The sequence below is a fragment of the Flavitalea antarctica genome (assembly GCF_054461535.1).
Genome location: NZ_JBTLQG010000020.1, coordinates 56,546 through 79,170, shown reverse-complemented (window position 1 = coordinate 79,170; position 22,625 = coordinate 56,546). Strand labels below are relative to the sequence as shown.

The 22,625-nt window shown below is 44.6% G+C and carries 21 protein-coding genes; 7 read left to right on the top strand and 14 right to left on the bottom strand.

Translation table 11 applies throughout. The annotated features are described in order from the left end of the window. Positions 1 to 78: 78 nt before the first annotated feature. Positions 79 to 957 (bottom strand): ThuA domain-containing protein, encoded by an 879-nt coding sequence (locus tag ACX0G7_RS17285; RefSeq protein ID WP_458924764.1) that lies wholly within the window; start codon positions 955 to 957, stop codon positions 79 to 81. A 335-nt stretch (positions 958 to 1,292) separates the two neighbouring features. Between ACX0G7_RS17285 and ACX0G7_RS17280 the strand changes: the two genes are divergently transcribed. After that, positions 1,293 to 2,351: a LacI family DNA-binding transcriptional regulator gene (locus tag ACX0G7_RS17280; RefSeq protein ID WP_458924763.1), complete on the top strand. Its 1,059-nt coding sequence runs from the start codon at positions 1,293 to 1,295 to the stop codon at positions 2,349 to 2,351. Here the strand turns inward: ACX0G7_RS17280 and ACX0G7_RS17275 are convergent. The 4 genes from ACX0G7_RS17275 to ACX0G7_RS17260 all read right to left on the bottom strand — a co-directional run bounded on the left by ACX0G7_RS17275 (position 2,332) and on the right by ACX0G7_RS17260 (position 7,329). Next, positions 2,332 to 4,044 (bottom strand): IlvD/Edd family dehydratase, encoded by a 1,713-nt coding sequence (locus tag ACX0G7_RS17275; protein WP_458924762.1) that lies wholly within the window; start codon positions 4,042 to 4,044, stop codon positions 2,332 to 2,334. The genes ACX0G7_RS17280 and ACX0G7_RS17275 overlap by 20 nt on opposite strands. A 199-nt stretch (positions 4,045 to 4,243) precedes the next feature. Next, positions 4,244 to 4,885 (bottom strand): bifunctional 4-hydroxy-2-oxoglutarate aldolase/2-dehydro-3-deoxy-phosphogluconate aldolase, encoded by a 642-nt coding sequence (locus ACX0G7_RS17270; RefSeq protein ID WP_458924761.1) that lies wholly within the window; start codon positions 4,883 to 4,885, stop codon positions 4,244 to 4,246. Then, complete coding sequence (locus ACX0G7_RS17265) at positions 4,882 to 5,865, bottom strand: 2-dehydro-3-deoxygalactonokinase (protein WP_458924760.1); 984 nt, start codon at positions 5,863 to 5,865, stop codon at positions 4,882 to 4,884. The genes ACX0G7_RS17270 and ACX0G7_RS17265 overlap by 4 nt, the downstream gene beginning before the upstream one ends. Before the next feature lie 162 nt (positions 5,866 to 6,027). Next, positions 6,028 to 7,329: a T9SS type A sorting domain-containing protein gene (locus ACX0G7_RS17260; RefSeq protein ID WP_458924759.1), complete on the bottom strand. Its 1,302-nt coding sequence runs from the start codon at positions 7,327 to 7,329 to the stop codon at positions 6,028 to 6,030. A gap of 283 nt (positions 7,330 to 7,612) precedes the next feature. Between ACX0G7_RS17260 and ACX0G7_RS17255 the strand changes: the two genes are divergently transcribed. From ACX0G7_RS17255 to ACX0G7_RS17245, 3 genes are all read left to right on the top strand, one after another. Further along, complete coding sequence (locus ACX0G7_RS17255; RefSeq protein ID WP_458924758.1) at positions 7,613 to 8,323, top strand: hypothetical protein; 711 nt, start codon at positions 7,613 to 7,615, stop codon at positions 8,321 to 8,323. An 82-nt stretch (positions 8,324 to 8,405) separates the two neighbouring features. Then, the gene (locus ACX0G7_RS17250; protein WP_458924757.1) at positions 8,406 to 8,975 is read left to right on the top strand and encodes a hypothetical protein; all 570 of its coding nucleotides are present in this window, start codon (positions 8,406 to 8,408) and stop codon (positions 8,973 to 8,975) included. A gap of 79 nt (positions 8,976 to 9,054) precedes the next feature. Then, entirely contained in the window at positions 9,055 to 9,909 is an 855-nt protein-coding gene (locus ACX0G7_RS17245; protein ID WP_458924756.1) for a dienelactone hydrolase family protein, read from the top strand. A gap of 149 nt (positions 9,910 to 10,058) precedes the next feature. Here ACX0G7_RS17245 and ACX0G7_RS17240 read toward each other — a convergent pair whose 3' ends face one another. The 5 genes from ACX0G7_RS17240 to ACX0G7_RS17220 form a co-directional block, all read right to left on the bottom strand. Next, complete coding sequence (locus tag ACX0G7_RS17240; protein WP_458924755.1) at positions 10,059 to 11,216, bottom strand: MFS transporter; 1,158 nt, start codon at positions 11,214 to 11,216, stop codon at positions 10,059 to 10,061. A 102-nt stretch (positions 11,217 to 11,318) separates the two neighbouring features. Next, positions 11,319 to 11,987, bottom strand: coding sequence for a ribose-5-phosphate isomerase RpiA (gene rpiA, locus ACX0G7_RS17235; RefSeq protein WP_458924754.1), 669 nt, complete (start codon positions 11,985 to 11,987; stop codon positions 11,319 to 11,321). A 19-nt stretch (positions 11,988 to 12,006) separates the two neighbouring features. After that, positions 12,007 to 12,609 (bottom strand): LutC/YkgG family protein, encoded by a 603-nt coding sequence (locus tag ACX0G7_RS17230; protein ID WP_458924753.1) that lies wholly within the window; start codon positions 12,607 to 12,609, stop codon positions 12,007 to 12,009. A gap of 8 nt (positions 12,610 to 12,617) precedes the next feature. Further along, the gene (locus tag ACX0G7_RS17225; protein ID WP_458924752.1) at positions 12,618 to 13,997 is read right to left on the bottom strand and encodes a lactate utilization protein B; all 1,380 of its coding nucleotides are present in this window, start codon (positions 13,995 to 13,997) and stop codon (positions 12,618 to 12,620) included. Next, entirely contained in the window at positions 13,975 to 14,724 is a 750-nt protein-coding gene (locus tag ACX0G7_RS17220) for a (Fe-S)-binding protein (RefSeq protein ID WP_458924751.1), read from the bottom strand. The genes ACX0G7_RS17225 and ACX0G7_RS17220 overlap by 23 nt, the downstream gene beginning before the upstream one ends. Positions 14,725 to 15,016: 292 nt before the next feature. Here ACX0G7_RS17220 and ACX0G7_RS17215 point away from each other — a divergent pair, with 292 nt between their 5' ends. From ACX0G7_RS17215 to ACX0G7_RS17205, 3 genes are all read left to right on the top strand, one after another. Next, positions 15,017 to 15,619 (top strand): TetR/AcrR family transcriptional regulator, encoded by a 603-nt coding sequence (locus ACX0G7_RS17215; protein ID WP_458924750.1) that lies wholly within the window; start codon positions 15,017 to 15,019, stop codon positions 15,617 to 15,619. 62 nt (positions 15,620 to 15,681) lie between these two features. Continuing rightward, entirely contained in the window at positions 15,682 to 16,227 is a 546-nt protein-coding gene (locus ACX0G7_RS17210; protein ID WP_458924749.1) for a YceI family protein, read from the top strand. Between the two features lie 305 nt (positions 16,228 to 16,532). After that, on the top strand, positions 16,533 to 16,721 hold the full coding sequence (locus ACX0G7_RS17205) for a CsbD family protein (protein WP_458924748.1): 189 nt from the start codon (positions 16,533 to 16,535) through the stop codon (positions 16,719 to 16,721). A gap of 276 nt (positions 16,722 to 16,997) precedes the next feature. On the opposite strand, the gene ACX0G7_RS17200 is transcribed toward ACX0G7_RS17205, so the two are convergent. The 4 genes from ACX0G7_RS17200 to ACX0G7_RS17185 all read right to left on the bottom strand — a co-directional run bounded on the left by ACX0G7_RS17200 (position 16,998) and on the right by ACX0G7_RS17185 (position 22,473). After that, positions 16,998 to 18,467 carry an alpha-L-fucosidase gene (locus ACX0G7_RS17200; RefSeq protein WP_458924747.1) on the bottom strand — a complete coding sequence of 490 codons (1,470 nt, stop codon included), beginning with the start codon at positions 18,465 to 18,467 and terminating at the stop codon, positions 16,998 to 17,000. 57 nt (positions 18,468 to 18,524) lie between these two features. Further along, entirely contained in the window at positions 18,525 to 20,981 is a 2,457-nt protein-coding gene (locus tag ACX0G7_RS17195; RefSeq protein ID WP_458924746.1) for a carboxylesterase family protein, read from the bottom strand. A gap of 37 nt (positions 20,982 to 21,018) precedes the next feature. Then, positions 21,019 to 21,642: a class I SAM-dependent methyltransferase gene (locus ACX0G7_RS17190; RefSeq protein WP_458924745.1), complete on the bottom strand. Its 624-nt coding sequence runs from the start codon at positions 21,640 to 21,642 to the stop codon at positions 21,019 to 21,021. Between the two features lie 129 nt (positions 21,643 to 21,771). After that, on the bottom strand, positions 21,772 to 22,473 hold the full coding sequence (locus ACX0G7_RS17185; RefSeq protein WP_458924744.1) for a TapB family protein: 702 nt from the start codon (positions 22,471 to 22,473) through the stop codon (positions 21,772 to 21,774). Positions 22,474 to 22,625 lie beyond the last annotated feature (152 nt).

Here is a 22,625-nt window from a genome sequence, read left to right as displayed (position 1 = left end):
CTCAAGTTAATTGTAATTCAATAAAGATCTGTGTTTACAAGATTACACTGAAATGATCAGCAGCACTCATCAGGAGCTTTAATAAGGCAAAGGATCGTCCGGGCTTTTTGCCCGGGCTTTGGAATAATCCGGCTTACGGTTACCAGCCACCACCCATTCCAGGCCCCCCAAGATATGCTTTCTGAAGATCGGATCATTGTACATAATATCATCGTGTCCAAGAGCAGTATAAAACTGGCGGCCGCCATCCCACTCATGATACCAGGCAGAAGGATAAGAATTACCAAACCAGAGTGGTTTGTCCTTATCCTCAACTGTAGTCAGATCATGTGCGAGTACCACATGAATATCAGGGTTCATCGTTGTGACATAATAACATTCATCAGCATTTTCCCAGTTGGCAGGAATTGCAGCAGTAGATGGGTGGTTTTTATCGATCACCACCTGTTTAAACTTCTGGTGTTTGGCATGGCGGACAAAAGTTCCACCGACCAGTCTTTTAAACCATTCCCATTTTCTTTCTGTACCTGTAACCGCATGTATGCCCACAAAGCCGCCACCGGCCTGCACATAGCGCATGAGGGCTACCTTTTGTGCATCTGTGTCAAACACATCATTGTTCGTACTGGTGAATACCAGGGCACTGTATTTTTTTAAATTTTCATCAGTAAAAACAGACGGATCATCAGAAACGTCAACAGAAAATCCGTTTTGTGTTCCCATCTCTTTTATAGCTGCAACCGCGAATGGAATGTTCGTATGCACATAACCTTTACCATTTTTTGTATATACCAGCACGGAGACCTGCTTCCATTTTACATTGCTTTTTGTTTTCTGGGCGGAAGTGCCGACAGGCACGAGGATCAAAACAGCTGCCTGCAATACTAATATTAACACAACGGGCAAACACCATCTGCAGGAAATTGAAAAAATCCGGGGCGATTCGAAACGTATCATTTACAGTTATTTTGTTTTGCATTCCAGGTAAGCATGCAACGAGACACGAAAACGAAATAATGGCAACCAGGATGATCAGTGTATTGGGAATACAGCTGATACAGCAGTTTGGGTCATATTTTCATCAGCATGCAAGTGGCAATCGTTATCCTGCCGTTTAAAAATACATACAATATTCTAGTCGGAAGATATTATAAATTGAGGTTCTGGCGGAAAAATAAACTCAACCGTTACCGGTAACGTTTGCATAAAAGCTAATTCGCGGATTGTGCGCAAAAATTAAAGAATCTTTATCCTATCGGCAATTGTTGTGAAATATTTCTAATCTTTATGGCATGAGTGCACAGCACAACGTTACGATCAAGGATATTGCCAAATCATTGAAACTGTCGGTCTCCACAGTATCACGTGCGCTGCGGGGTGGATCCGAAATAAAAAAAGAAACACGGGAGATCGTCCAGGAACTGGCTGCTAAACTGAAGTATAGCCCTAACCCTATTGCGCTATCTTTAAAAGAAAAGCGCAGCAAAGTAATTGGGGTGATCGTGCCTGAAATTGCCAACACATTTTGTTCTTCGAGTATCGCGGGCATTGAAGAAGTTGCATACAAAAGTGGGTACCATGTCACCATTTTCCAAACGCATGAAACTTACGACAGGGAAGTCATAAATACCCAGCTGGTGAACACCAGGAGAATGGATGGTCTTATCATCGCAGTTTCAAATGAAACAAATAATTACAATCATATCACGGAGCTGATAGAAAGAGGTGTTCCCGTAGTAATGTTTGACCGGGTGCATGAGAAGATCAATACACATAAGGTAGTGGTCGATGACACCAGGGGCGCCTTCCTGGCAACAGAGCACCTGGTGAAAGAGGGATATCGGAAAATTGCACATGTGACCATTTCCAAAAATCTATCCATCACAAAAAACAGGTTGAAAGGTTTCCGGGACGCATTGACCAAATATAAGGTGCCGATCAACAATGATTGGGTCAAACACTGCAATTTCAACCCCACGGCCATTGACGAAGCAATCCGCAGCCTGTTCTCAGGTGACGAGAAGCCTGATGCCATCATGGCTTCAGTGGAGCGGGTGGTAATGCGTTGCGTGGTGGTCCTGAAAGAACTGAACCTCCGCATACCACAGGATTGTGCACTAATTGGTTTTTCAGATAATCCTTTGAACGATTATCTTGATCCTTCGCTTAGCTCTATCAGTCAACCAACATTCGAAATTGGCAAAAGATCGGCTGAACTGCTGATCGACCTTATTGAGTCAAAATCACCGCCGTCGAAATACGAGACACTTCGCCTCGAAACCGTTTTAAATGTCCGTGGTTCTTCCTTAAAAAAACATCGAATCATCTATATCAATGGGAGTCACGTGTAACTTTTGACCCGGAACCTCCTACAAGGAAATCGAGATCTGCCCCCAGATGCGCCTGTTGCACATGTTTCACATACAAACCCACGTAACCCCTGTCTGCCACAGGTGATGGCACCTCCCAGTTTAACCTCCGCTTCACCAACTCTTCTTCACTGACTTCAAGGTTGAGACGACGGTTTTGCACATCCAGTTCAATCATGTCACCATTTTGGACTAAAGCAAGATTTCCCCCTATCGCTGCTTCCGGTGAAACATGGAGGACAACGGTTCCATATGCAGTTCCGCTCATTCGCCCGTCAGATATGCGAACCATATCTGTTATTCCCTTATCAAGCAATTTTTTTGGAAGCGCCATATTGCCCACTTCCGGCATACCGGGATAACCGGCCGGACCAACGTTTTTCAGGACCATTACACAGGTTTCATCAATATCCAGCCCGGGTGTATCGATCCTTGCATGGTAATCTTCAATGTTTTCAAACACAACCGCCCTGCCGCGGTGTTGCATCAGCGCGGGTGTGGCAGCTGAAGGTTTAATAACAGCACCATTCTCGGCAAGGTTTCCTTTCAGTACCGCTATACCCGCCTCCTTGATCAATGGTTCGTTGTAACTATAAATCACATCGGAATTATAACAGGAATAATTGTTTTTGATATTCTCGGCATGAGACTTACCACTCACAGTCATCGCATTCATATGGAGATGCTCCTTCAGTTCACTGAGGATCACAGGCAGACCACCGGCGTAATAGAAGTCTTCCATCAGGAATTTACCGGAAGGCATCAGGTTGAGCAATAAGGGTATTTTTGAACCGAGATCATCGAAATCTTCAAGGTTAAGCGGCACTCCTACCCGACCCGCTATTGCCGTCAGATGTATGATAAAATTTGTAGATCCTCCTACCGCCGCGTTCACTCTTATCGCATTTTCAAAAGCCTCACGGGTAAGTATATCCGAAATTTTGAGATCTTCTTTAACCATCTGCACAATTCTGCGACCGGACAGCTGCGCAAGGACTTTCTTCCGGGAATCAACTGCAGGAATAGCAGCCGCACCTGATAAAGTCATCCCCAGTGATTCCACCATGCAGGCCATGGTACTTGCGGTGCCCATAGTCATGCAGTGCCCCGCACTCCGCGACATACAACTTTCGGCAAAGAGGTGCTCGTCTGCGGTCATCTTCCCGGTCTTCACATCTTCGTCAAATTTCCAGACATGGGTCCCGCTGCCAATATCTTTCCCCTGGTATTTACCGTTAAGCATCGGCCCGCCGGGAACAACAATAGTTGGAATGTTAACACTGGCGGCGCCCATCAGCGTGGAAGGAGTAGTTTTATCACAGCCCGTAAGCAACACAACACCATCAAGAGGATTCCCGCGTATGGATTCTTCTGCATCCATGCTCGCAAGATTCCTGAACAGCATTGCCGTAGGCTTCAGCAATGTTTCTCCCAACGACATGATCGGAAACTCCAGTGGAAATCCGCCTGCCTCGTAAACCCCACGTTTTACATGTTCTGCTATATCGCGGAGATGGGCATTACAGGGGGTCAGCTCCGACCAGGTATTGCAGATGCCGATTACCGGTCTTCCGTCAAAAAGATCTTCCGGGAAACCCTGGTTTTTCATCCAGCTCCGGTAAATGAAACCCATTTTATCTTTTTTACCGAACCATTCGCTGCTTCTGTATTTCATATGGTTTAATTGAAATAATATGTATTGGAGATATAAATTGTTTAATTGTGCTTTATGCTTTTATCTGGTCGTTAAGACCCTGAAGTCGTTTTCGATCCTGATTTGAATGTTGGCTCATACTTTCCTCCGGTCAATCACACTATGAAGACAGTTTCATCCCTGATAAGATATCAAGGTAATGGATTCCGGGAAATCAACGTCAACGTTTCATCGCTTTAATAATATTCACATAATCCCTGAAATGTGCTTCAAGCCTTACCCAATCTTTCGAGGCAATCATTTCGCCCGGAAAAAGATTACTTCCCATCCCTACCCCGCTCGCGCCGGCCCTGAAGTATGCTTCACAGTTATCGAGTGACACACCCCCGGTCGGCATCAGTTTTATCTTATTTAAAGGTGCAAGCACATCTTTTATATATTCTACGCCAAGTCTTGTTGCCGGAAAAACCTTGATCATCTCAGCGCCAAGCGCCCAGGCGTGATAGATTTCGGAAGGGGTGTATGCGCCTGGAAAAATAGTGATCCTGTTCTCCACGCATTTTTTTATCACTGCTTCATTAATTACCGGGGTTACTATAAACCCCGCACCGGCACTAATGGCCAGGTCTAACTCTTCCATTGAACAAACCGTACCCGCACCTATGTTCAGCCGGTCACCCAAAGCAGCATTTAAATCAGTAATAGATTGTAATGCACCCGGCGTATTAAGTGTGATTTCGATGGTCGTCATGCCGGCATCCGCATAACTTGTGGCTATCCGTAAAATATCGCCGGCTGGCAGATTCCGGATAATGCCAACAACAGGGACTGCATTGAAAGCATCCCATGAAAACTTTTTCATTTGACTCCCGTAATTTTTTTAAAAATAGTCAATTGGCCCATTATAACCGATTTGTCAAGTATTGCGGGTGAGCATATTGTTAAGTCGACAGGTATCCCGGAATGCTCAAGGGCCAGCTGGTATGGCCTGGCGAGCGCATCTCCTGCCGCCAGCACAACCTTTACTTCTCCACGGTGCAGCAATTCGCTGCCGATCAGCAGCCCGCTTAAATAGGATGCATTCTCTTTTTTATTGAAATGGCCAAACAGTTCATTGGTCCTCACCATAAAACTTTCATGCAACAGATTCCTGCCCGCGGCTGCCCGGACGCCTTTAATAAAAGCGTCCCGTTCACTGTCCGCCTCAAGTGCGGCCGGGTTAACGGACACGCTGTTTTTCAAAACCGACATGGTAGATAATAAATTAAAAAATTCCCCGGTCATATATGTTTTGAAGCTCACTATCGATTTTTCTTTAACCAGGATATGTTTCGAATGGGTGCCTGGAAGGATAAACAACTGCTCCGGGACATTTCGGAAAAGGGGATGCTGCATCAACCCTATCCATTGGGTCTCTTCGCCGCGCATGACATCATTTTCAGATGATACACCCGAAATCAAAAATATATCATGGGGAAATCCATCAACGCTGATCTTGTTATAAACAAGCGCGGATCCATCTGCATGAAGAGGCAGGGCGGCATAAGGAAGTTCGGTAATGCCGAGGGTTGAAGACGCCATCCCTGAAATTAGAACAGGTATGTTCCCGATCTTTGAATTGGACCTCCCGGAAATTATGGATATGTTTTTTTGTAGTACTGCCGCATAGAACTGATGCCTGTGAGTTCCCGAACCGGACCAGGAATTAAACACGGTGGATATTCCCTCGCCCGTGGCTATTTCGTCTATGATATTTGCAGATTCTATGTCAATGAGGCGCAGCCTGAAATTACTGGTCCCCCAATCGCAACTGAAGATTTTACCGTTAGCTGGTGATGTCATCGCCATGAAGATAAAGCTACCTGAGAATATAATTAAACAAAGACACGGATTAGCACATTTTTATCTGTGTTAATCCGTGCCCTTGATCTGTAAATCTGTAAACTGTAATTATGAACTAAACAAAAAGCGGTTTTATATTTATTATTCTAAACTGCTAATTTTTTATTTGTTATGCTGAACCACTAATTTGATTGTTTGGCTTCCACCATTCTCATCGGCAATATTGATAGCATAGGCTCCTGCCTGGTATTGTTTCAGTGATAAATTAACGACACTGTTTCCCGCTGTCACCATCTTCTCAGCAACAACCTGCCCGTTCTGGTTGATCAACCGGATCTTCGAGCTACCTGCCTTCGCATCCAGGGTAATAGTAGCATAATCCGAAGCCGGGTTTGGAAATACTTTTACCACTGCAGCTGTTGCATTACGTATCGACTTTACATCAGAGTAAACATATTTGTTATCAAGGTCAATCATCTTCAGACGATAATGTGCGGCACCGCTTACTTTTGTCAGATCACTGAAGTTATACCTGACAGAAACTGAACTGTTACCACTTGCCTTTACCTTTCCAACCTGGTACCAGCTGGTACCGTCATTGCTACGCTCTACCAGGAAGTAAGCGCTGTTTGACTCCTGTTTTGTTGACCAGCTAAGGTTTATCGAATTTGTATTATTGGTTACTGTAAAATCGGCGATTATTACCGGCAGAATAATGGCAGATCCAAGACCTGAATAAGTTAAAGCTATCGGTCCGTAAACAATCGGCGCTGAACAACTGTTTAATGCGGAGCCACCACAATTGGTTGTGTTATTGGTGGTCCTGATAGTCTGGTTAAGTACTGTGGATGTGTAGTCTGACCAGTTGAAGTAGTAGTTGTTTGAATTAAGGGCTTCAACACCTGAAGTTTTATCTTCCAGGATGAGTTTCGCTCCATTCATCTTGATAAAAGCGTTGCTGCTCAAAAGACCGTTTCCTGCTACCATGCGGCTGTCGGTAAGAGAAACTTTTGTACCCTGTCCAAGAAAAGATGAATTGTCATTGAAACTGACCAGGCTGGAAACCATTTCAAGACTATGATTTGAAGTAAACTTTGATTTGTTGTTGAAGCTGAATTTGGAATTATTAACAACGATTGGTCCGTTTCCTGTTAAGTCTCCGTTTCCGTTAAAGATAAGGTTTGTTGAGTTGAAGTAATTTTTACCACCGTTGGTCCAGAAGGTCAGGTTCTTTTTGTCTACTACTACTGTACCACCGTTGAAAACGACATCAGAAAGAGTAACATCTCTTTCAAGTGTGAGGATCACATCCGACCCAAGGTTAAACGTACAGTTGAAACAAGGGTTAGGATAAGTGCTTTTGTTGTCCCAGGATTCACTTGCCGCGATGGTATATGTTTTCTGGCCCTGAACTCCGGCAACCAGGAGAAGAAGAGAGAAAAAGAAGGTAAAAATAGTTTTCATAATGTTTTGTTGTGATTACAGATGTACCCATAATTACAAGGCCGGTGCCACTTTGTAACTTACTGTAAATCAATGTTTTGAAGTTGTCCGGTTTTGGTCATCATTCCCAATTCCGGAATGCCGGTCCGGGAGATGGAAAAAAGGGGCGGGAGGCGTAGAAAGCGGAACAGGATTTGATCTCTGTGATGCCTGCCGCTCCACCATTTTTACCAATCAGCATATATTTTCAGACAATTGATATTTGACGGTTAATTTTAAATAAATTCATAAAAAACAATCAAGAATGAAACAAGTAAAGCTTTGCCTCGCCGGATTAACAGCACTATTTAGTTCCGTGGCAGTAATGGCTCAGACAGCAGATGAAATAGTCGCAAAACATATTGAGGCCCTGGGTGGAAAAGAGAAAATCAGCCAGATAAAATCCATTGTCCAGGAAAGCACTATGAACGTGATGGGCAATGAAGCGCCAAACACAACCTATATCCTGAACGGTGTGGGTTTCAAAGCTGAAATCGATATGGGCGGTCAAAAGATTGTACAGGTATTTACGGATAAGGGTGGATGGAGCATCAACCCGATGACGGGTGCCTCTGAAGCACAACCTGTCCCCGAAGAACAATACAAGGCAGCCAGGGGCCAGATCTTTACGGGTGGACCACTTTATAATTATGCAGAAAAAGGCAGTAAAGTAGAGTATGCCGGCAAAGACGGCAACAACCACAAGTTGAAAGTAACCAGCAATGGCACAGAATCAACCTATTTCCTGGACGGCACTACTTACTACATCATCAAAGCCGTTGCAAAAGGAAATATGCAGGGACAGGATGTGGAGGTTACCACTAATTTTTCGGACTATAAAAAGACCGATTTTGGTTTTGTAATGCCTTATGCCATGGAAGTTGACTTTGGTGGATTCACCATGTCATCAGTTGTAAAAAAGATCGAGATAAATAAGGAGATTGATCCTAAGATTTTTGAGATGCCAAAGTCATGATGCATTCAGGAAACTGAAATAAATTATATCGAACCGGGGCAGTGCCCCGGTTTTTTTTTGGGAATAATCTTATATTAGTAATATGGAAAATCGGGAATTGAAGAGCCGGGCTGTGCGACGGGATCTCCCCAAAAAAATTGCTATCCTGGCGGTGCTGTTGACCATTACTCTGGTGCTCCCTGCACAACAACGGCGGGACTGGAAAACACGTATTGATGAGATTGTTGAGAAAGCCGATAGTCTTTCGATGCAATCCCAGATAATGTTTTATGCAGAAAGAATTCTGAAGAACAAGGAGATTATTAAAGAAACCTGGCACTATACGCTGGATAATGACCGCGTGATCATTTTCCAGGTAAGGTACCTGTTGCAGGGATCCGAGATCACAGAAGTTTATTATGTCGACAGAAACGAACTGATCTGCATGGAAAGAATCGAAGCTCCTAATGCTGCCACCTATATGGATGAGATAAGGCGGGGTGAGTTATATTTCCTGGAAAACCGTGCCCTCCGGCAGTATGTTTCTTATGGAAAAAAACCGGCATCACAATCTTACGGTAACGCGCAGTATGATTGCCTGAATACTTTTGAAAACAGATTTGCGGAGCTCCGCCGTAATATGGACATTGTCAGGGCCACCCGTCGTCGTTGATCGACAAGATCTCGTTAATGGACAATCCCGCATTAATGAACAATATCATGACCCAGCTGTTCATCCAAAAAAAAAACACATGAAAAAAATCCTGTTTTGCCTTTTGATGCCTGTCTTTGCCATGACCGCTTGCGGAGATGATTCAGAAAAGTCCGATAACCCTGTATCGACAGCTGACTCGGCTACTACGGCCGCTGCTCCGGCCAGTATCAAAGAGGAAAATATTACCTATAAAGACGACACCACAACGCTGAACGGTTTTGTAGCATTCAATGAAAATTCTACGGAAAAACGGCCTGCTGTAATTATTGTTCCCGAATGGTGGGGATTGAATGAATATCCAAAGATGCGTGCGAGACAGCTGGCGGAACTGGGTTATGTAGCGATGGCTGTTGATTTCTATGGTAATGGCATCCTGGCTGGAGATCCGGGTGAGGCCCAGAAATTAGTAACACCTTTTTATACTAACCCTGCGCTTGGCAAATCGAGGATTGATGCTGCCCTCTTGAAATTAAAAAGTTATAGCCAGGTTGATACAAACAATATCGCGGCAATAGGTTACTGTTTTGGTGGCTCGATGGTTTTGAATGCGGCTAAACTTGGAGAAAACTTTAAAGGCGTGGTAAGCTTTCATGGTGGTCTTGCCGGCGTGCCCGCCAAAAAAGATCTTTTGAAAGCAAGCGTCCTGGTCTGTCATGGCGAGGCTGATTCCTTTGTACCAAAAGCAGAGGTTGACCAGTTTAAAAAATCAATGGATTCAGTCGGTGCTGATCTCACCTTTAAATCTTATCCCAACGCTACCCACGCGTTTACCAATCCTGAAGCCGATGAAAACGCGAAGAAATTTAAGATGCCCATCGCGTATAATGCTGCTGCGGACAGTTCTTCTTTTAATGACATGAAGTCCTTTTTCAGTAAGATCTTCAATAAATAGTTTTCTTTTCAATTGGAAAAGCCGGGCTTCCATGGGAAGTCCGGCTTTTTAATTTTCTAGCTCTTTGTTGAGAAGCCTGAAGGATTGTGATAATGATATGAAAACTAATAGTGCACTCTGCCTTATCACTCTGTCTTGTTCGCACGGACTTATTGAGTCCGGATCTTGCCGGCCAGAATTGTTGTTCCAAGTCCAAGCAGAGCAACCAGGATAAGGGACCAGCGAAGGCTAAGCAGTTCGGCGATAAAACCAATGATCGGGGGACCGATCAGGAAGCCGAGGAACCCAATGGACGATACTGCTGCTAATGCCAGGCCCGGTAACATTGTTTTCGATTTTCCCGCCAGGCTATATGCCAACGGCACGACAGAAGAAACGCCTATCCCGATCATCAGGAAGCCTATAGTTGCAGGAATTAATGTGGGTAATGCCACTGCAAGTGACATCCCGCTTACAATAGTAATTCCGCTTATCTGCAGGATCCGCTTAATGCCAAAGCGGGTAACCAGCCAGTCTGCGGCAAAACGCCCTCCGGCCATGGTGCTCATAAAAGCAACGTACCCGACCCGGCTAAGTTCTACCGGCGCCTTTACTACTTTTTCGAAATAGATAGAGCTCCAGTCAAACATGGTGCCTTCACAGATCATGGATGCAAATGCGATCAGCCCCAGTTTGATAATATAATTGTCAGGCTTCACAAAAAACTTTCCCTTAGTCGCCTGGCCATGATTCGGATCCCTTGGCAGTACATAGGGTCTTGCCAGGATCATCAGTATAAAAGCAACTACATAAATGATACAAAAATGCGTGAACGGTGGTATATGATCCGCAACCATGAACGAACTGATCAGCCCGCCGAGGAAACCGGCAAGACTCCAGAGACCATGAAAAGAAGCCATGATGCTGCGCCGGTAAAGTCTTTCGACTCCAACACCCTGGGTATTCACTGAGATGTTGCTCAGGTTACCGCAGATCCCGAAGAAGAACAGCCCCATTGCAAGTTGCCACACTGTGGTAACCGTGCCAAGGAGTACCAGTCCCGCAGGATACATCAGGGCCGCGATGGTAAGTGTTCTTTTACTGCCAAAGCGGCTCACCAGGTAACCCGATAAACCCATGGCGGCCAACTGGCCCACAGGTAATGCAAACAACACGGCGCCAAGCCCCGCATCGGTAAGATTCAGTAAGTTTTTTATGTCCGGTATCCGGCTCGCCCAGGTGCTGAAGGTAAGTCCCTGCAGAAAAAAGAAAACGCTGACTCCAACCCGGTAATAACGTTGTGTAGGAAAAGATAGTGAAAGACTCATGATCGCTGTATTTGATGTACTATGGCAGCAATCCTTACGGATCACAAAGATAAAATTCTTTCCCGGCAAATCATCCGTCTCCCGACATGGTTATTGGGTAATTTAAGCAATAACACGGACAGTTCCGTCCGGGTAGCCCGCAATCACCTCAGAGACAACGCTCTTTAAAAACAATCCTGTTTCCACGACACCCGGAATCTCATGAAGTTTCTGGTTCAGCAAAACCGGCTCTGTGATAGAACCAAACTTGCAGTCGGCAATCAGGTTTCCATTGTCTGTTATAAAATCTTTGCCATCTTTTTGGCGAATAGTTACCTCAGCACCCAATAAACGGATATGCGATAAAGTGAGCGGCATGGCGAAGGAAATGACTTCAACCGGAAGTGGAAAATTGCCCAGGCTATCTACCAGTTTAGACTCGTCCACCACTACTATGTAACGCAGGCTGTTAAATGCCAGGATTTTTTCCCGCAGCAGGGCGCCACCTCCGCCTTTGATAAGATTGTGATCTTTATCCACTTCGTCGGCACCGTCGATATAAATGTCAATATGATCAATCTCTGCGAAATCAACGGAAGGTATGTTAAGCTCTTTCGCGATCTGCTCGGACTGAAGGGAGCTGGATACGGTTTTTATAGCCAGGCCCTGTTTTACCATTTCACCGAGCTTGTGTATCGCATGAAAAACGGTGGATCCGGTGCCCAGTCCAACGATCATCTCATTCTCCACATAAGTGGCAGCTTTTTCAGCAGCAATTTTTTTAGCATCCATGGATCTTATCTCTGATTTTTCATTGTTTATTTGGATCGAGCAGATAGACGGTTGTGCTTCTTGCTCCATGAGCACCGATTACCAGTGACTGCTCAATGTCTGCCGTCTTGGACGGGCCCGCAAGAAAGAGACCATATCCCTCTTTGTTTACTTCAATGCAACGATACGCTTCATGCATATCTGATAATACAGCATCGGCATCAAGCAGTATAACCAGGTGCTGGCATATAAACGGGAGCAGGCGATTTACGAACTGTGACTCATAAAGCCACACTGCACCATTTTCTGCAACACCAAATGAAGCGGTGATAAACGCCGTATCGATAGCCTCAAGCTCAGCTGCAGATTGTTTTGGCGTTACAACTACGTTACCCTCGCCTACCACGGGGCACAGACAGGCGACTTTGGACCCCTCCCCCTTCAGAGCCATCAAAGCCGATTCAATTTCGCCGGTATCCTTCACCTCCACTACCTTTCCGCCTATGCCTTCAAGTATGGTTCTGAACTTCTGAACTTTTACAAATCGTTCCACGTCGATAGGTGACACAGGAAGTGATGGTATCTGCAGTTTCATGGGTTTGTTTGCCGCTATTTCTCTTAATATCTTTTCTCTTGAGTTCATTTCACCACTCATTTCTTGTTTTTCAGATACCAGTCCCGGAAACTGTCCCGTGGCGGATCGGGCATCTCCCTTTGTTTATACCAGGGATTAAAACGCTTCGATTTAAAAAGTGCCGGAAAAATGCGCATGAACCATCTCCCAGCTTTACCTGATACCCTGTAAACCGCCGGATTACTCAACACTATATCCATGATCTTCATGGCAATCGTTTTGGATTTTCCAGTGTGACCGGCTTCGGCCAGTACCTGCCGCCATTTCCAGAGCTGGTTGTGGATATCAATTTTAACCGGGCACACATTGCTGCAGGAACCACATAAAGTAGAGGCAAAAGGAAGATCAGCGTTTTTCTTCATGTCTATATTCGGCGAAAGTATCGCTCCGATCGGACCCGCTACTGCATTATGATAGCTGTGTCCACCGCTTTTCCGGTAAACCGGACAAGTGTTGAAACACGCGGCACAACGGATACACTTCAGTGAATTCCTGAAATCCGGCCTTCCCAGCTGACGTGTTCTCCCATTATCAACAATAACGATATGCATTTCCTGCCCTTCCCTTGGCCGATGGAAATGGCTTGAATAAGTTGTGATCGGCTGCCCGGTCGCACTCCGGGCGAGTAACCTGAGAAAAACCCCGAGATCAGCCGACCTGGGAATAATTTTCTCAATGCCCATACAGGCTATATGGATGGCGGCCGCATGGGCGCCCATGTCCGCATTTCCTTCATTTGTACAAACCACAAAACCACCGGTTTCTGCGATGGCAAAATTTACACCGGTTATAGCTAGTTCTGATTGGATGAACTTGTCGCGAAGATGCTGCCTTGCCGCTTCAGTAAGATATTGCGGATCGTTGTTGCCTTTTTCAGTTTGCAGGTGTTCGTGAAAAGTGGCACTTACATCCTCCTTTTTGAGGTGGATGGCAGGGAGCACAATATGACTCGGAGCTTCATTCCTGAATTGCACGATCCTTTCACCAAGATCAGTGTCGACGACCTCGATCCCCTGGCTGATCAGGTAGTCGTTGAGGTGGCACTCTTCGGTAAGCATGGACTTACTCTTGACTATCCTCTTCACTTTATGATCCCTGATGATCCCGTGAATAATGGCGTTGTGCTCCAAAGCGTCGGCTGCCCAGTGGACCCTGATGCCGTTTTGTATGGCCCTCTGCTCAAATACGGAGAGATAGTGGTCAAGATCAGACAAGGTATGATCTTTAATATCTGAAGCAAGCTGACGCAAGTTCTCCCATTCAGTAACAGTATGTGCGGCCCTGTCACGTTTTTCACGAACGAACCACAGCGTTTCATCGTGCCAGTCGGTTCGTTTCTCGTCAGCAATAAATGCTGCGGCCGCTTTTGAATGACTAAGTGCCGCCATTGGTTCCATGGTTTAAAATTTCAGCAATATGCATCACCTTAACCGGGCTGCCATGCCTGCGCAATATACCCTCCAGGTGCATAAGACAACTTACATCGGTACCGGTAATAATTTCAACATCGTTGGCTGCATGTTCCGTTAATCTATCCTTACCCATCTTAACAGAGACAGCTTCCTCAAATACACAGAATGATCCGCCAAAACCGCAGCATTCATCAACCCTTTCCGGCTTCGACAAAGACAATCCCTCAACCATCCGTAGAAGTTGTTCGGGTTTTGAAAATGCCGGACTCACTAATTCGGACATAGACGAAAGGAAAAGCCCCCTTTGTCCATGACAGCTAACATGAAGGCCAACCTTGTGAGGAAACCTCGCGGGCAGGTTATCCACTTTCAGAATATCAGTGATAAACTCTGTCAGCTCGTAAATGTTTTGCCTGATGGCCGCTGCTTCATCCGGGTTCCGGCTATCATGCAGGTGCTCCTTGATATGAAGCACACAACTCCCTGACGGTGAAACGATATATCCCAGCCCCCGGAAGTTTTCAAGGAAATTCTGTTCGCAACCTTTCGCAAGTTTTTCATAACCGCTGTTAGCCATTGGCTGGCCACAACAGGTTTGGTTCAGGGGGAAGACTACTTCACAACCCAGCTTTTCAAGTAGTTGCATAGTGGCAATAGCCACTTTTGGATAAAATTGATCAATATAACAGGGAATGAAGAGACCGACTTTCATAAAGAACCAGCAATTTATTTATTACTGCCGAGATGTTTTTAAGAAAATAGCCAGTCAGCGATGTGCTATGCAACTGATTTTGTGCCGGGCAGCCGGAATCTTAACATTTTATATTTTGGTTTTGCTGAAACCCCGTAAACGACTGACAATTTGATGTTTACACATTGAATATTGCGAATCACTTGTCCCTATTGAGTTTGATTAGGTTCAAAGTTTGAACATTAATTTGGAAATTGTTGAATACAGTATTAGTTTTGCTAACGCAGTTAGGAAGTCTAACACGATTAATAAAATGGGAACAATAGAAAGAAGGCAGCGGCAGAAAGAGGAAGTGTACGATTCAATACTCAAGGCAGCGTGGAAACTGGTGCTGGAATCAGGCTGGCAGGGTTTATCCATCCGGAAAATCGCCGACGCGATAGAATACAGCATCCCGGTAGTATATGACCATTTCGAAAACAAGGAAGCAATTCTAAATGAATTTACGAGGCAAGGTTTCAGGATCCTCAATACAAACCTGGAGGACGCCGGCAGGAGGGAAACCCAACCGCTTGAACACCTGAAGGCAGTGACTTTAGCTTACTGGACGTTTGCTTTTGAAAACCAGGAATACTACCAGCTGATGTACGGCATGGGAATGCCTGGTTGCGAAACAGTAAACCAGATGGGAGAAGTGAAAGCATTTACTGAGACATTGCGGAACTCAATGCTGATTGTGAATGAGGGCAGAACGATCAGCGAGGCAGAAAGTTTTGTAAAGATGAAAAGTTTCTGGTCTATGCTACATGGACTTGTTTCCATTAAGATGTTGGCACAGGATAAAGAAATGCCTGACTTGAACGACCCGGTACTTAACGAATCGGTCAACAATTTCCTCTCAGGGATTAAGCACTAAGCAGTTTCCATAAGCATTAAACAGTTTCAATTATTATATAAACATTTATCAAAAGAACAATCATGGCAAAAACAATCTGGGCTATAGACCCTACACATTCTGAAGTACATTTCAAAGTGAAACACCTGGTAATATCAACTGTTACCGGTGCATTTAAATCTTTTAGCGGTAAAGCAGTTTCAACATCAGGTGAATTTGAAAATGCGAAGGTGACATTTTCAATAGATGTTGACAGTATTGACACCAATCAGTCGCAGCGGGATGCACACCTGAAATCAGCTGACTTTTTTGATACCGAAAAATATCCGACTATCGATTTTGAATCAACATCATTTACAAAGGTGAAAGGTGATGATTATAAATTGGAAGGTAACCTGACCATGCACGGTGTCACAAACCCGGTGGCACTCGACGTGGAATATGGCGGAAGTGAAAAAGATGGCTATGGCAACGTTAAACATGGCTTTGAAGTTTCAGGAAAAATAAACAGGAAGGAATTCGGTCTTACCTACAACTCTGTTACGGAAGCAGGTGGACTTGCACTTGGAGAAGATATCAAGCTTATTGCAAACGTCCAGGTTGCTCAACTGGAAGCAGTTCCTGCATAACAACTGGAAGCAATTCCTGTTTACCGCCGGAAGCAGTTCCTGCTAAGCACCTGAACGCACTTACTGCCTGACGTCTGAAAGCTATGCCTGTTAAGCACCTGGATGCAGTCACTGCTTAATAGTGTCGACAAAAATTTAAAAAAAGCGTACAGAAATGTATGCTTTTTTTTGGCCCGGTTTGTTGAAATCATTGCTCAGTGGCCGCCCGGGGCTTCAGCTGATCATCCATAAGTCTATGAAAATATGCGATGTAGGACAGAGCCCCCGCTGGCACAATTCTTTATATCCATATCTAAACATAAGTTATGGATAAACTTGAAATAAAAGGCAGATGGAACGAGATCAAAGGAAAGATCAAACAGGCACATGGTAATTTAACTGATGACGATTTGAAATATGAGGATGGGAAAGATGACGAATTATTAGGTCGTCTTCAGACCAAACTCGGAAAAAGCAAAGATGAACTCGTTACCTGGCTAAAAGGCTTAGGATAACTAAGCATTAGTAGCACATTGTCACAACAACTCGTTGGGGCAATGAGTTTTAAAAAATGGGTGGCTGTGGGTTTCACTGCCACCCATTTTTTATAGCCCGGCATTAATCACTTATGGTCTACATACACCAGCATTACTCAGCTATTATCAATATACAAATGATGACGTTTCTCAACGTACGGGCGATCACATCATACAACACTGACGACGCAGAAAGAAGTATTAATGGACACATAGATCATAAGACATGAAAGCATAAGACATAGAAAGAAGCAATCAATAAACAGCAACCCCTGAAATAACGGGGCAGGCTTTGGAGTCATTAAAGTTGATTTTTATCCTTTTTGTTAATACCGGTTTCACTGCTTTGATTACCTTATAACCTATAGTAGTACCGGTGGCAATTTCTGTCCATGACCCGTCAACCATTGCTTCAACGGTGAATGATTTTATACGTTGACCCAGTTTAATATATTCCTGCAATACAATGTAGCTTACAGTTTGAGGTTGTTCGAAGTTTAATTCGAGCTGCGCCTGGCGGACTTCGTCATCCGTTGCCCAGTAATTATCCTTGCTTTGATCATTAACATTCCCGGCATCAAATCGTTTATCCTTTCCCCTTATATTACTGGCAGAAAATCGTGCACGGGTTGCGAGGTTGGTTTTAAATGCTGCATCCTTGATTGCCTTGAAGCCGTTTAATGCACGGATATCATTTTCGTGTATTAGGCCTCTTCTGTCAGGCGGAATATTCAACAGCAGATTTGATCCCCTGCCCACCGATGTGAGATAAATCTCGAATAATTTTTCTGGCGATTTTACCAGCGAATCTTCTTTGGCATGATAGAACCAACCTGGTCTTATCGAAACGTCTACTTCGGCAGGGACCCAGCTCTTACCATCCTCACTCCCGGTGTTCAATAACTTTTCAATACCTGGCTTGCCGGCATATAAAGTATCATTCGTTATCGTATTCCAGTTTGTGGTACCTGCTGTTCCCCTTTCGTTTCCTACCCAACGGATATCTGGCCCCGCATCACTGAAGAACAAAACCCCGGGTTGAATAGACCTGATTATCTGCAGGGTTTTCGGCCAGTCATAATAAGTCGCACTATTAATTTTCCGGGTTTCATTGGCTCCTCCATAGTAGCCCTTTCCGCCATTTGCCCCATCGAACCACATCTCGAAAACCGGCCCGTATTGGGTAAACAGTTCCTTCAATTGGTTACGATAATATTCCACATATGACGGGGTACCGTAATCAGCGCGGTTACGATCCCATGGTGACAAATAAACACCGAACCGGAGACCCGCCTTCCTGGTGGCTTCCGATACTTCTTTAACGATATCACCCTTGCCGTTTTTATAAGGGCTCTTCTCTACGGAATGGTCAGTATATTTTGAAGGCCACAAACAAAATCCATCATGGTGTTTTGTTGTTAAAATGAGGCCTTTAAATCCTGTCTCTTTTACGATCCTTGCCCATTGCCCTGCGTCAAGGGATGTGGGATTGAAGATGGCCGGACTTTCATCGCCCATGCCCCATTCAAGATCCGTAAAGGTGTTGGTGGTAAAATGAATGAATGCATTCATTTCCATCTCATGGTATAACAGTTGCTTTTCTGTTGGCACCGGTAAAACCGGTGGCGGCGGTTGAACCGCTGGTGCATATGTTTTGAAAGGCTTTACAGTAAAAGAAAGTAAAGCCATGAAAAGCACAAATCCTAACAAGGAAATTATTCTCATACTTGTGATTTGATCTGAGTGTTGATGAGGTTTATACAGGTAGTGACGGACCAGCTTCTATTCCACGGATTGCTGACCGGCATCTGTAAGTTTCCAGTTGTTATCAAAAAAACCGGCTGATTTGAGATGTTTTGTTCCTTCGTGAAGCATATCGATCGAGTAGATCATAAAATCAGGGAAACCACTTGCACCGGCAAAATACTGATTTGCATTCGCTGCACGCATTCCCTTAAGTCCCGTGCCGGAAATGACTCCCACAGACGCATTAGCAGAACCCCTGATCGGCCATACAAAATAAGTAGCCAGATCGTCGCCCGTCCATGACTTATCACCGGCAGTTATTTTGCCACGTTCCACCCTGATGGGACAACCATCGAGCAGCTTATTATATGCGCTGTTTGTGTTGGCGTTTCCAAAAAGTATCACTCCCCGACCGGCATATTTTGACACATCAAATGTCTTGTCGCTGATGATGTCCACCGCCCCGTTACCACGATAGTACCAGGTCTCCGCATCAAACCTCGCCTTATTCAATGCCCATTCGTTTTCTACAGCATTGCCGGTAGTTCCATAAACAAAGATCATCCGGTGATTGAACGCGTCCTTGAAAGTACCATAACGATGAGGTCCCTTTGCTTCGGCGGACGGCGCGTTCGTCTTCACCCATTGGTTATCCTGTTTCTGAAGGTAAATGGTATCAACATTGGCCGAAAGTGTATGCCTGATTTCAACAGCTCCATCCAACATAATCTTAACCTCGGTACCTGTTTTGAAGTGTTCAAGGTTAAGCTTAATTACATGTACATTTTCTGTTGTACCGGTTATCTGTCCCGATGCCAGGTTCCGGCTTAACCGGACTTTGCTGTAGTCGAGCGGATGAACCTGTTGAATAATCGCTGCCCAGTGCATCGATGAAGAAATGCCAGGACTGGCAGTTGTGAAGTCTATCGTGTTCCGTGTGGTATCATGCGGAATACTGTGCCATTTAAAGAAATCGAATATAGGCTTCCAGTCAACACTCTGATCACCGAACCAATGTCCGCCACCAGGATACTCATAATAACTAAGATCAGGATGAAAGTCTGCCAGTATTTTCTTCATCTGTCTTGCATAGTTTACAGAAACGGTCCTGTCAGCATCCCCATGAAATACATATACCCCGAAAGCTTTATAATTTCCGGCGAGTTTTATCACGTCACTCTGGTTGCTGGATCTTATGAGTATTTTTTCAATTGGGTTCACACTACTGTCTGGTATAAGGCCATCAGCTGAACCATATCCTTTGAGCGTTGGATAACCTGCACAAGGTGCAATACCCGCCCATTTGTCGGGATAAGTAGCGCCCAGGAACCAGGTTCCATGTCCACCCATAGAGTGACCTGTAAGATATACATGCCGGGGATCGGGTTTGAATTTATTCCTGGCGATATCGAGTACTTCGAGGGCGTCGATCCTGCCCCAGTCCTCCCAATTGAATCCGCGTGGACGCCGGTTAGTAGCAGCAACCAGTGTTCCCCAGTCTTTTGATTTATAGGCCCTGGCCTGCCCTATTGCTTCAACCCCTGCGCCATGCACAGACAGGAAAAGCGCATTACCGGAAGGTTGGGGATTTATTTGCGGTGTGACGGCATAATATTGAAGGCTCCCATCGATGTCGCTTATGAAAGTGGAACTGTATTGCTCTCCGGCAGCCGGAGCTTCAAGAGTCAGGCTCGCGGTGTCGATCTGGCCGGATTTCTGTAACAACGTAAGTTCACAGCGATGCTTGCCGGTCGTAGTAACACCAGAAGCATCAAGCTCAACAATCACCTTTCGCATAGTCATGGGCGGTATAGCAGGGATCCTCGTTTCGGTTTCTTTTCCTGCAAGCCTGCTTTTGATTGTTGCGTTTACTATTTCTTTAGAAGATGAATTAATAACCACAATCCCTGCCAGGCTCTTTTTTTCGGGGTTATTGATCATCAGGGATGGAACTGTTGGATCTTCTGTATTTAATAATACAGGTTTCGGATTCAGAACCATCGATGCGGTAACAAAGGTACCCCTGACATAAAACTCATTAAGACCTTTTCTAAGTTTTACAGGAACATAAAGCCATCCGGAACCATAAGCATCTCCCATATGGGGAACCCCGTTCAGATAAAATCCGGCGTTGCCCCTCATATTTACGAGCACTGTTTTTTCTTTTTCAGATTGATAACTCAGGTAGAGATAGGTTGGTCCCCTGCGACCCGGGCCGAAGCCACCGCCGCTGCTTCGCAGGCGGTTGAGACTATCTGCAACAATGGCTTTCCATATTACCGGCGCACCTTTATCATCCTGCATAAAAGTTGCGCTATCAACCGGTGACTTAAGATTGCCCTGGTAGAGTTGCCAGGCAAGTTCATCCGTATAAAGGGCCTCCCGGCCATATCGTACAGGTGCATTGACTACAAGCCCTTTCTTAAAATAAAACGTGTCCTGGGCCGATAAACTAATTGGGCCAAACATTAAAACAAATAACAATACCCGCATTAAAATTGGTTTTGGGTAAAGTTAAATGTCTTTGCCCTTACTTCTCCACCATCATAAATAAACCGGAATAAAAATCATCCCTGATCTTTTCAACATTTAATAATTTAAGAAGTCCCAGGTATGGAAGAAATAAAATGAAGAAAATATAACGCAGTAGCTTAAATCGTATTCCGAAGATTTTTTTCTTTAGGATATCCCATACAATGATATAACCATTGCCAATACGGATCGCTGAAACGGAACTAAACTTCTTAAGTTTTGAAGTAAGCATTTTTTCGGTGAACCGTATGTTATCGGTGTGATCACGATAAACAAAAGGTACGCTTATGAAAGCTTTACCGCCCGGTTTGAGTAGCCGGTAGATCTCATCAATTGCATTTTGATAGTTATCGAGATATTCCAAAACCTCTATGCAAATGACACTGTCAAAGGTCCCGTCGTTGAAATCCAGACCTTTTTCAATGTCACCATATTTCACTCCCAGCTTTTCATTTACGATGATGTCAACAGAAGTTACAGAAGCTTTGAACAGGTGATTGTACCTCGGATTAAGGGCACCGACATCCAACATTGAGCCGGAGATATGATATGCATGTTTCGCTATGAGTTTTTCAAGCAGGATCCTGTGGTACGTTTTGTACACATATTCTGAAAATCGCATATTAGGCTAAGGGGGTTATTACCAGCAATAATATAACATTTTTACCGGCAAAGGCTTTACCGTGTTATAATAATTTCAAAATGTGGGAGTGCCTTTAATTGATGGATTATATGAAAAGGGATCTAATCTTTATAAATTTTTAATGCTGGTGATTTCCGAGGTGCCGGCCAACTTGCCATTGTTTTTCAAAGACTCGGTTTTGACTACACCAAATCCAGGTGCATACCATTCTTTACCTTTCATCCTGACACGTATAGGTATTCCGGCAGCGCGGCTGACCATCTCCATTTCAAAGCTGATACGCACGCAATTCCAGGTTCCTGCAGGTGTGGTTATGCTTTCTTCAGCCTCGGCCTGCCGGTTACGCACAAACATTTCCATAGACTGAACAATGCTACCCTGGTCAACCGACATAGAAAACCGGGCATTTTCAAGCTTGTCACCTGGCTTCATATTTTTTGGATATGGCATATATACTTTTCGCGAAGTTGCTTCCACATTTCCGGCCGGAGCAACCGGACCTACCGGCATACTAAGTTTCATATCTATAAAAAGATTGTCACCGTCACAATGTATGTTGGCTTTTCCTTCTGAAATGATCTTACCATCTTTATCAACAACTTTCTGCATCACTGCCGCCTCCGATCCGTTGTCAACAGGAGTTACTTCACCCACCTTGTATTCTGTTTTCAAACTGAGCTTACCTTTCTCATCGAAGTGCGATTGTTCAACCGTTGAATTCGCCTTCATGAAATAGTAAGTATTGCAGATCTGGCCAGAAGCATGCAAACCCAAACCTGATAATAGCAACAGTGATAATAAAGACTTCATATACCGTAATATAGATTAACAATTAGTTGAAAGTTACAGGCCCGGCGGTTCGTGGCTATAGGTAGATCTACTAAATTTTGAATCCAAACATCGGGTACAAGATGCAGGATCACCTGCAATTAACAGTCGAAGGCAGTGATCACCACCGCCTT

Excerpts from the sequence above, each read along its gene's own strand:
- ACX0G7_RS17225 (WP_458924752.1), bottom strand. The coding sequence starts at position 13,997 with ATGGAACCAATGGCGGCACTTAGTCATTCAAAAGCGGCCGCAGCATTT.
- ACX0G7_RS17265 (WP_458924760.1), bottom strand. The coding sequence starts at position 5,865 with ATGACATCACCAGCTAACGGTAAAATCTTCAGTTGCGATTGGGGGACC.
- ACX0G7_RS17200 (WP_458924747.1), bottom strand. The coding sequence starts at position 18,467 with ATGAGAATAATTTCCTTGTTAGGATTTGTGCTTTTCATGGCTTTACTT.
- ACX0G7_RS17270 (WP_458924761.1), bottom strand. The coding sequence starts at position 4,885 with ATGAAAAAGTTTTCATGGGATGCTTTCAATGCAGTCCCTGTTGTTGGC.
- ACX0G7_RS17210 (WP_458924749.1), top strand. The coding sequence starts at position 15,682 with ATGGCAAAAACAATCTGGGCTATAGACCCTACACATTCTGAAGTACAT.
- ACX0G7_RS17245 (WP_458924756.1), top strand. The coding sequence starts at position 9,055 with ATGAAAAAAATCCTGTTTTGCCTTTTGATGCCTGTCTTTGCCATGACC.
- rpiA (WP_458924754.1), bottom strand. The coding sequence starts at position 11,987 with ATGGATGCTAAAAAAATTGCTGCTGAAAAAGCTGCCACTTATGTGGAG.
- ACX0G7_RS17260 (WP_458924759.1), bottom strand. The coding sequence starts at position 7,329 with ATGAAAACTATTTTTACCTTCTTTTTCTCTCTTCTTCTCCTGGTTGCC.
- ACX0G7_RS17250 (WP_458924757.1), top strand. The coding sequence starts at position 8,406 with ATGGAAAATCGGGAATTGAAGAGCCGGGCTGTGCGACGGGATCTCCCC.
- ACX0G7_RS17190 (WP_458924745.1), bottom strand. The coding sequence starts at position 21,642 with ATGCGATTTTCAGAATATGTGTACAAAACGTACCACAGGATCCTGCTT.
- ACX0G7_RS17285 (WP_458924764.1), bottom strand. The coding sequence starts at position 957 with ATGATACGTTTCGAATCGCCCCGGATTTTTTCAATTTCCTGCAGATGG.
- ACX0G7_RS17240 (WP_458924755.1), bottom strand. The coding sequence starts at position 11,216 with ATGAGTCTTTCACTATCTTTTCCTACACAACGTTATTACCGGGTTGGA.
- ACX0G7_RS17280 (WP_458924763.1), top strand. The coding sequence starts at position 1,293 with ATGAGTGCACAGCACAACGTTACGATCAAGGATATTGCCAAATCATTG.
- ACX0G7_RS17275 (WP_458924762.1), bottom strand. The coding sequence starts at position 4,044 with ATGAAATACAGAAGCAGCGAATGGTTCGGTAAAAAAGATAAAATGGGT.
- ACX0G7_RS17185 (WP_458924744.1), bottom strand. The coding sequence starts at position 22,473 with ATGAAGTCTTTATTATCACTGTTGCTATTATCAGGTTTGGGTTTGCAT.
- ACX0G7_RS17220 (WP_458924751.1), bottom strand. The coding sequence starts at position 14,724 with ATGAAAGTCGGTCTCTTCATTCCCTGTTATATTGATCAATTTTATCCA.
- ACX0G7_RS17195 (WP_458924746.1), bottom strand. The coding sequence starts at position 20,981 with ATGCGGGTATTGTTATTTGTTTTAATGTTTGGCCCAATTAGTTTATCG.
- ACX0G7_RS17215 (WP_458924750.1), top strand. The coding sequence starts at position 15,017 with ATGGGAACAATAGAAAGAAGGCAGCGGCAGAAAGAGGAAGTGTACGAT.
- ACX0G7_RS17205 (WP_458924748.1), top strand. The coding sequence starts at position 16,533 with ATGGATAAACTTGAAATAAAAGGCAGATGGAACGAGATCAAAGGAAAG.
- ACX0G7_RS17230 (WP_458924753.1), bottom strand. The coding sequence starts at position 12,609 with ATGAACTCAAGAGAAAAGATATTAAGAGAAATAGCGGCAAACAAACCC.
- ACX0G7_RS17255 (WP_458924758.1), top strand. The coding sequence starts at position 7,613 with ATGAAACAAGTAAAGCTTTGCCTCGCCGGATTAACAGCACTATTTAGT.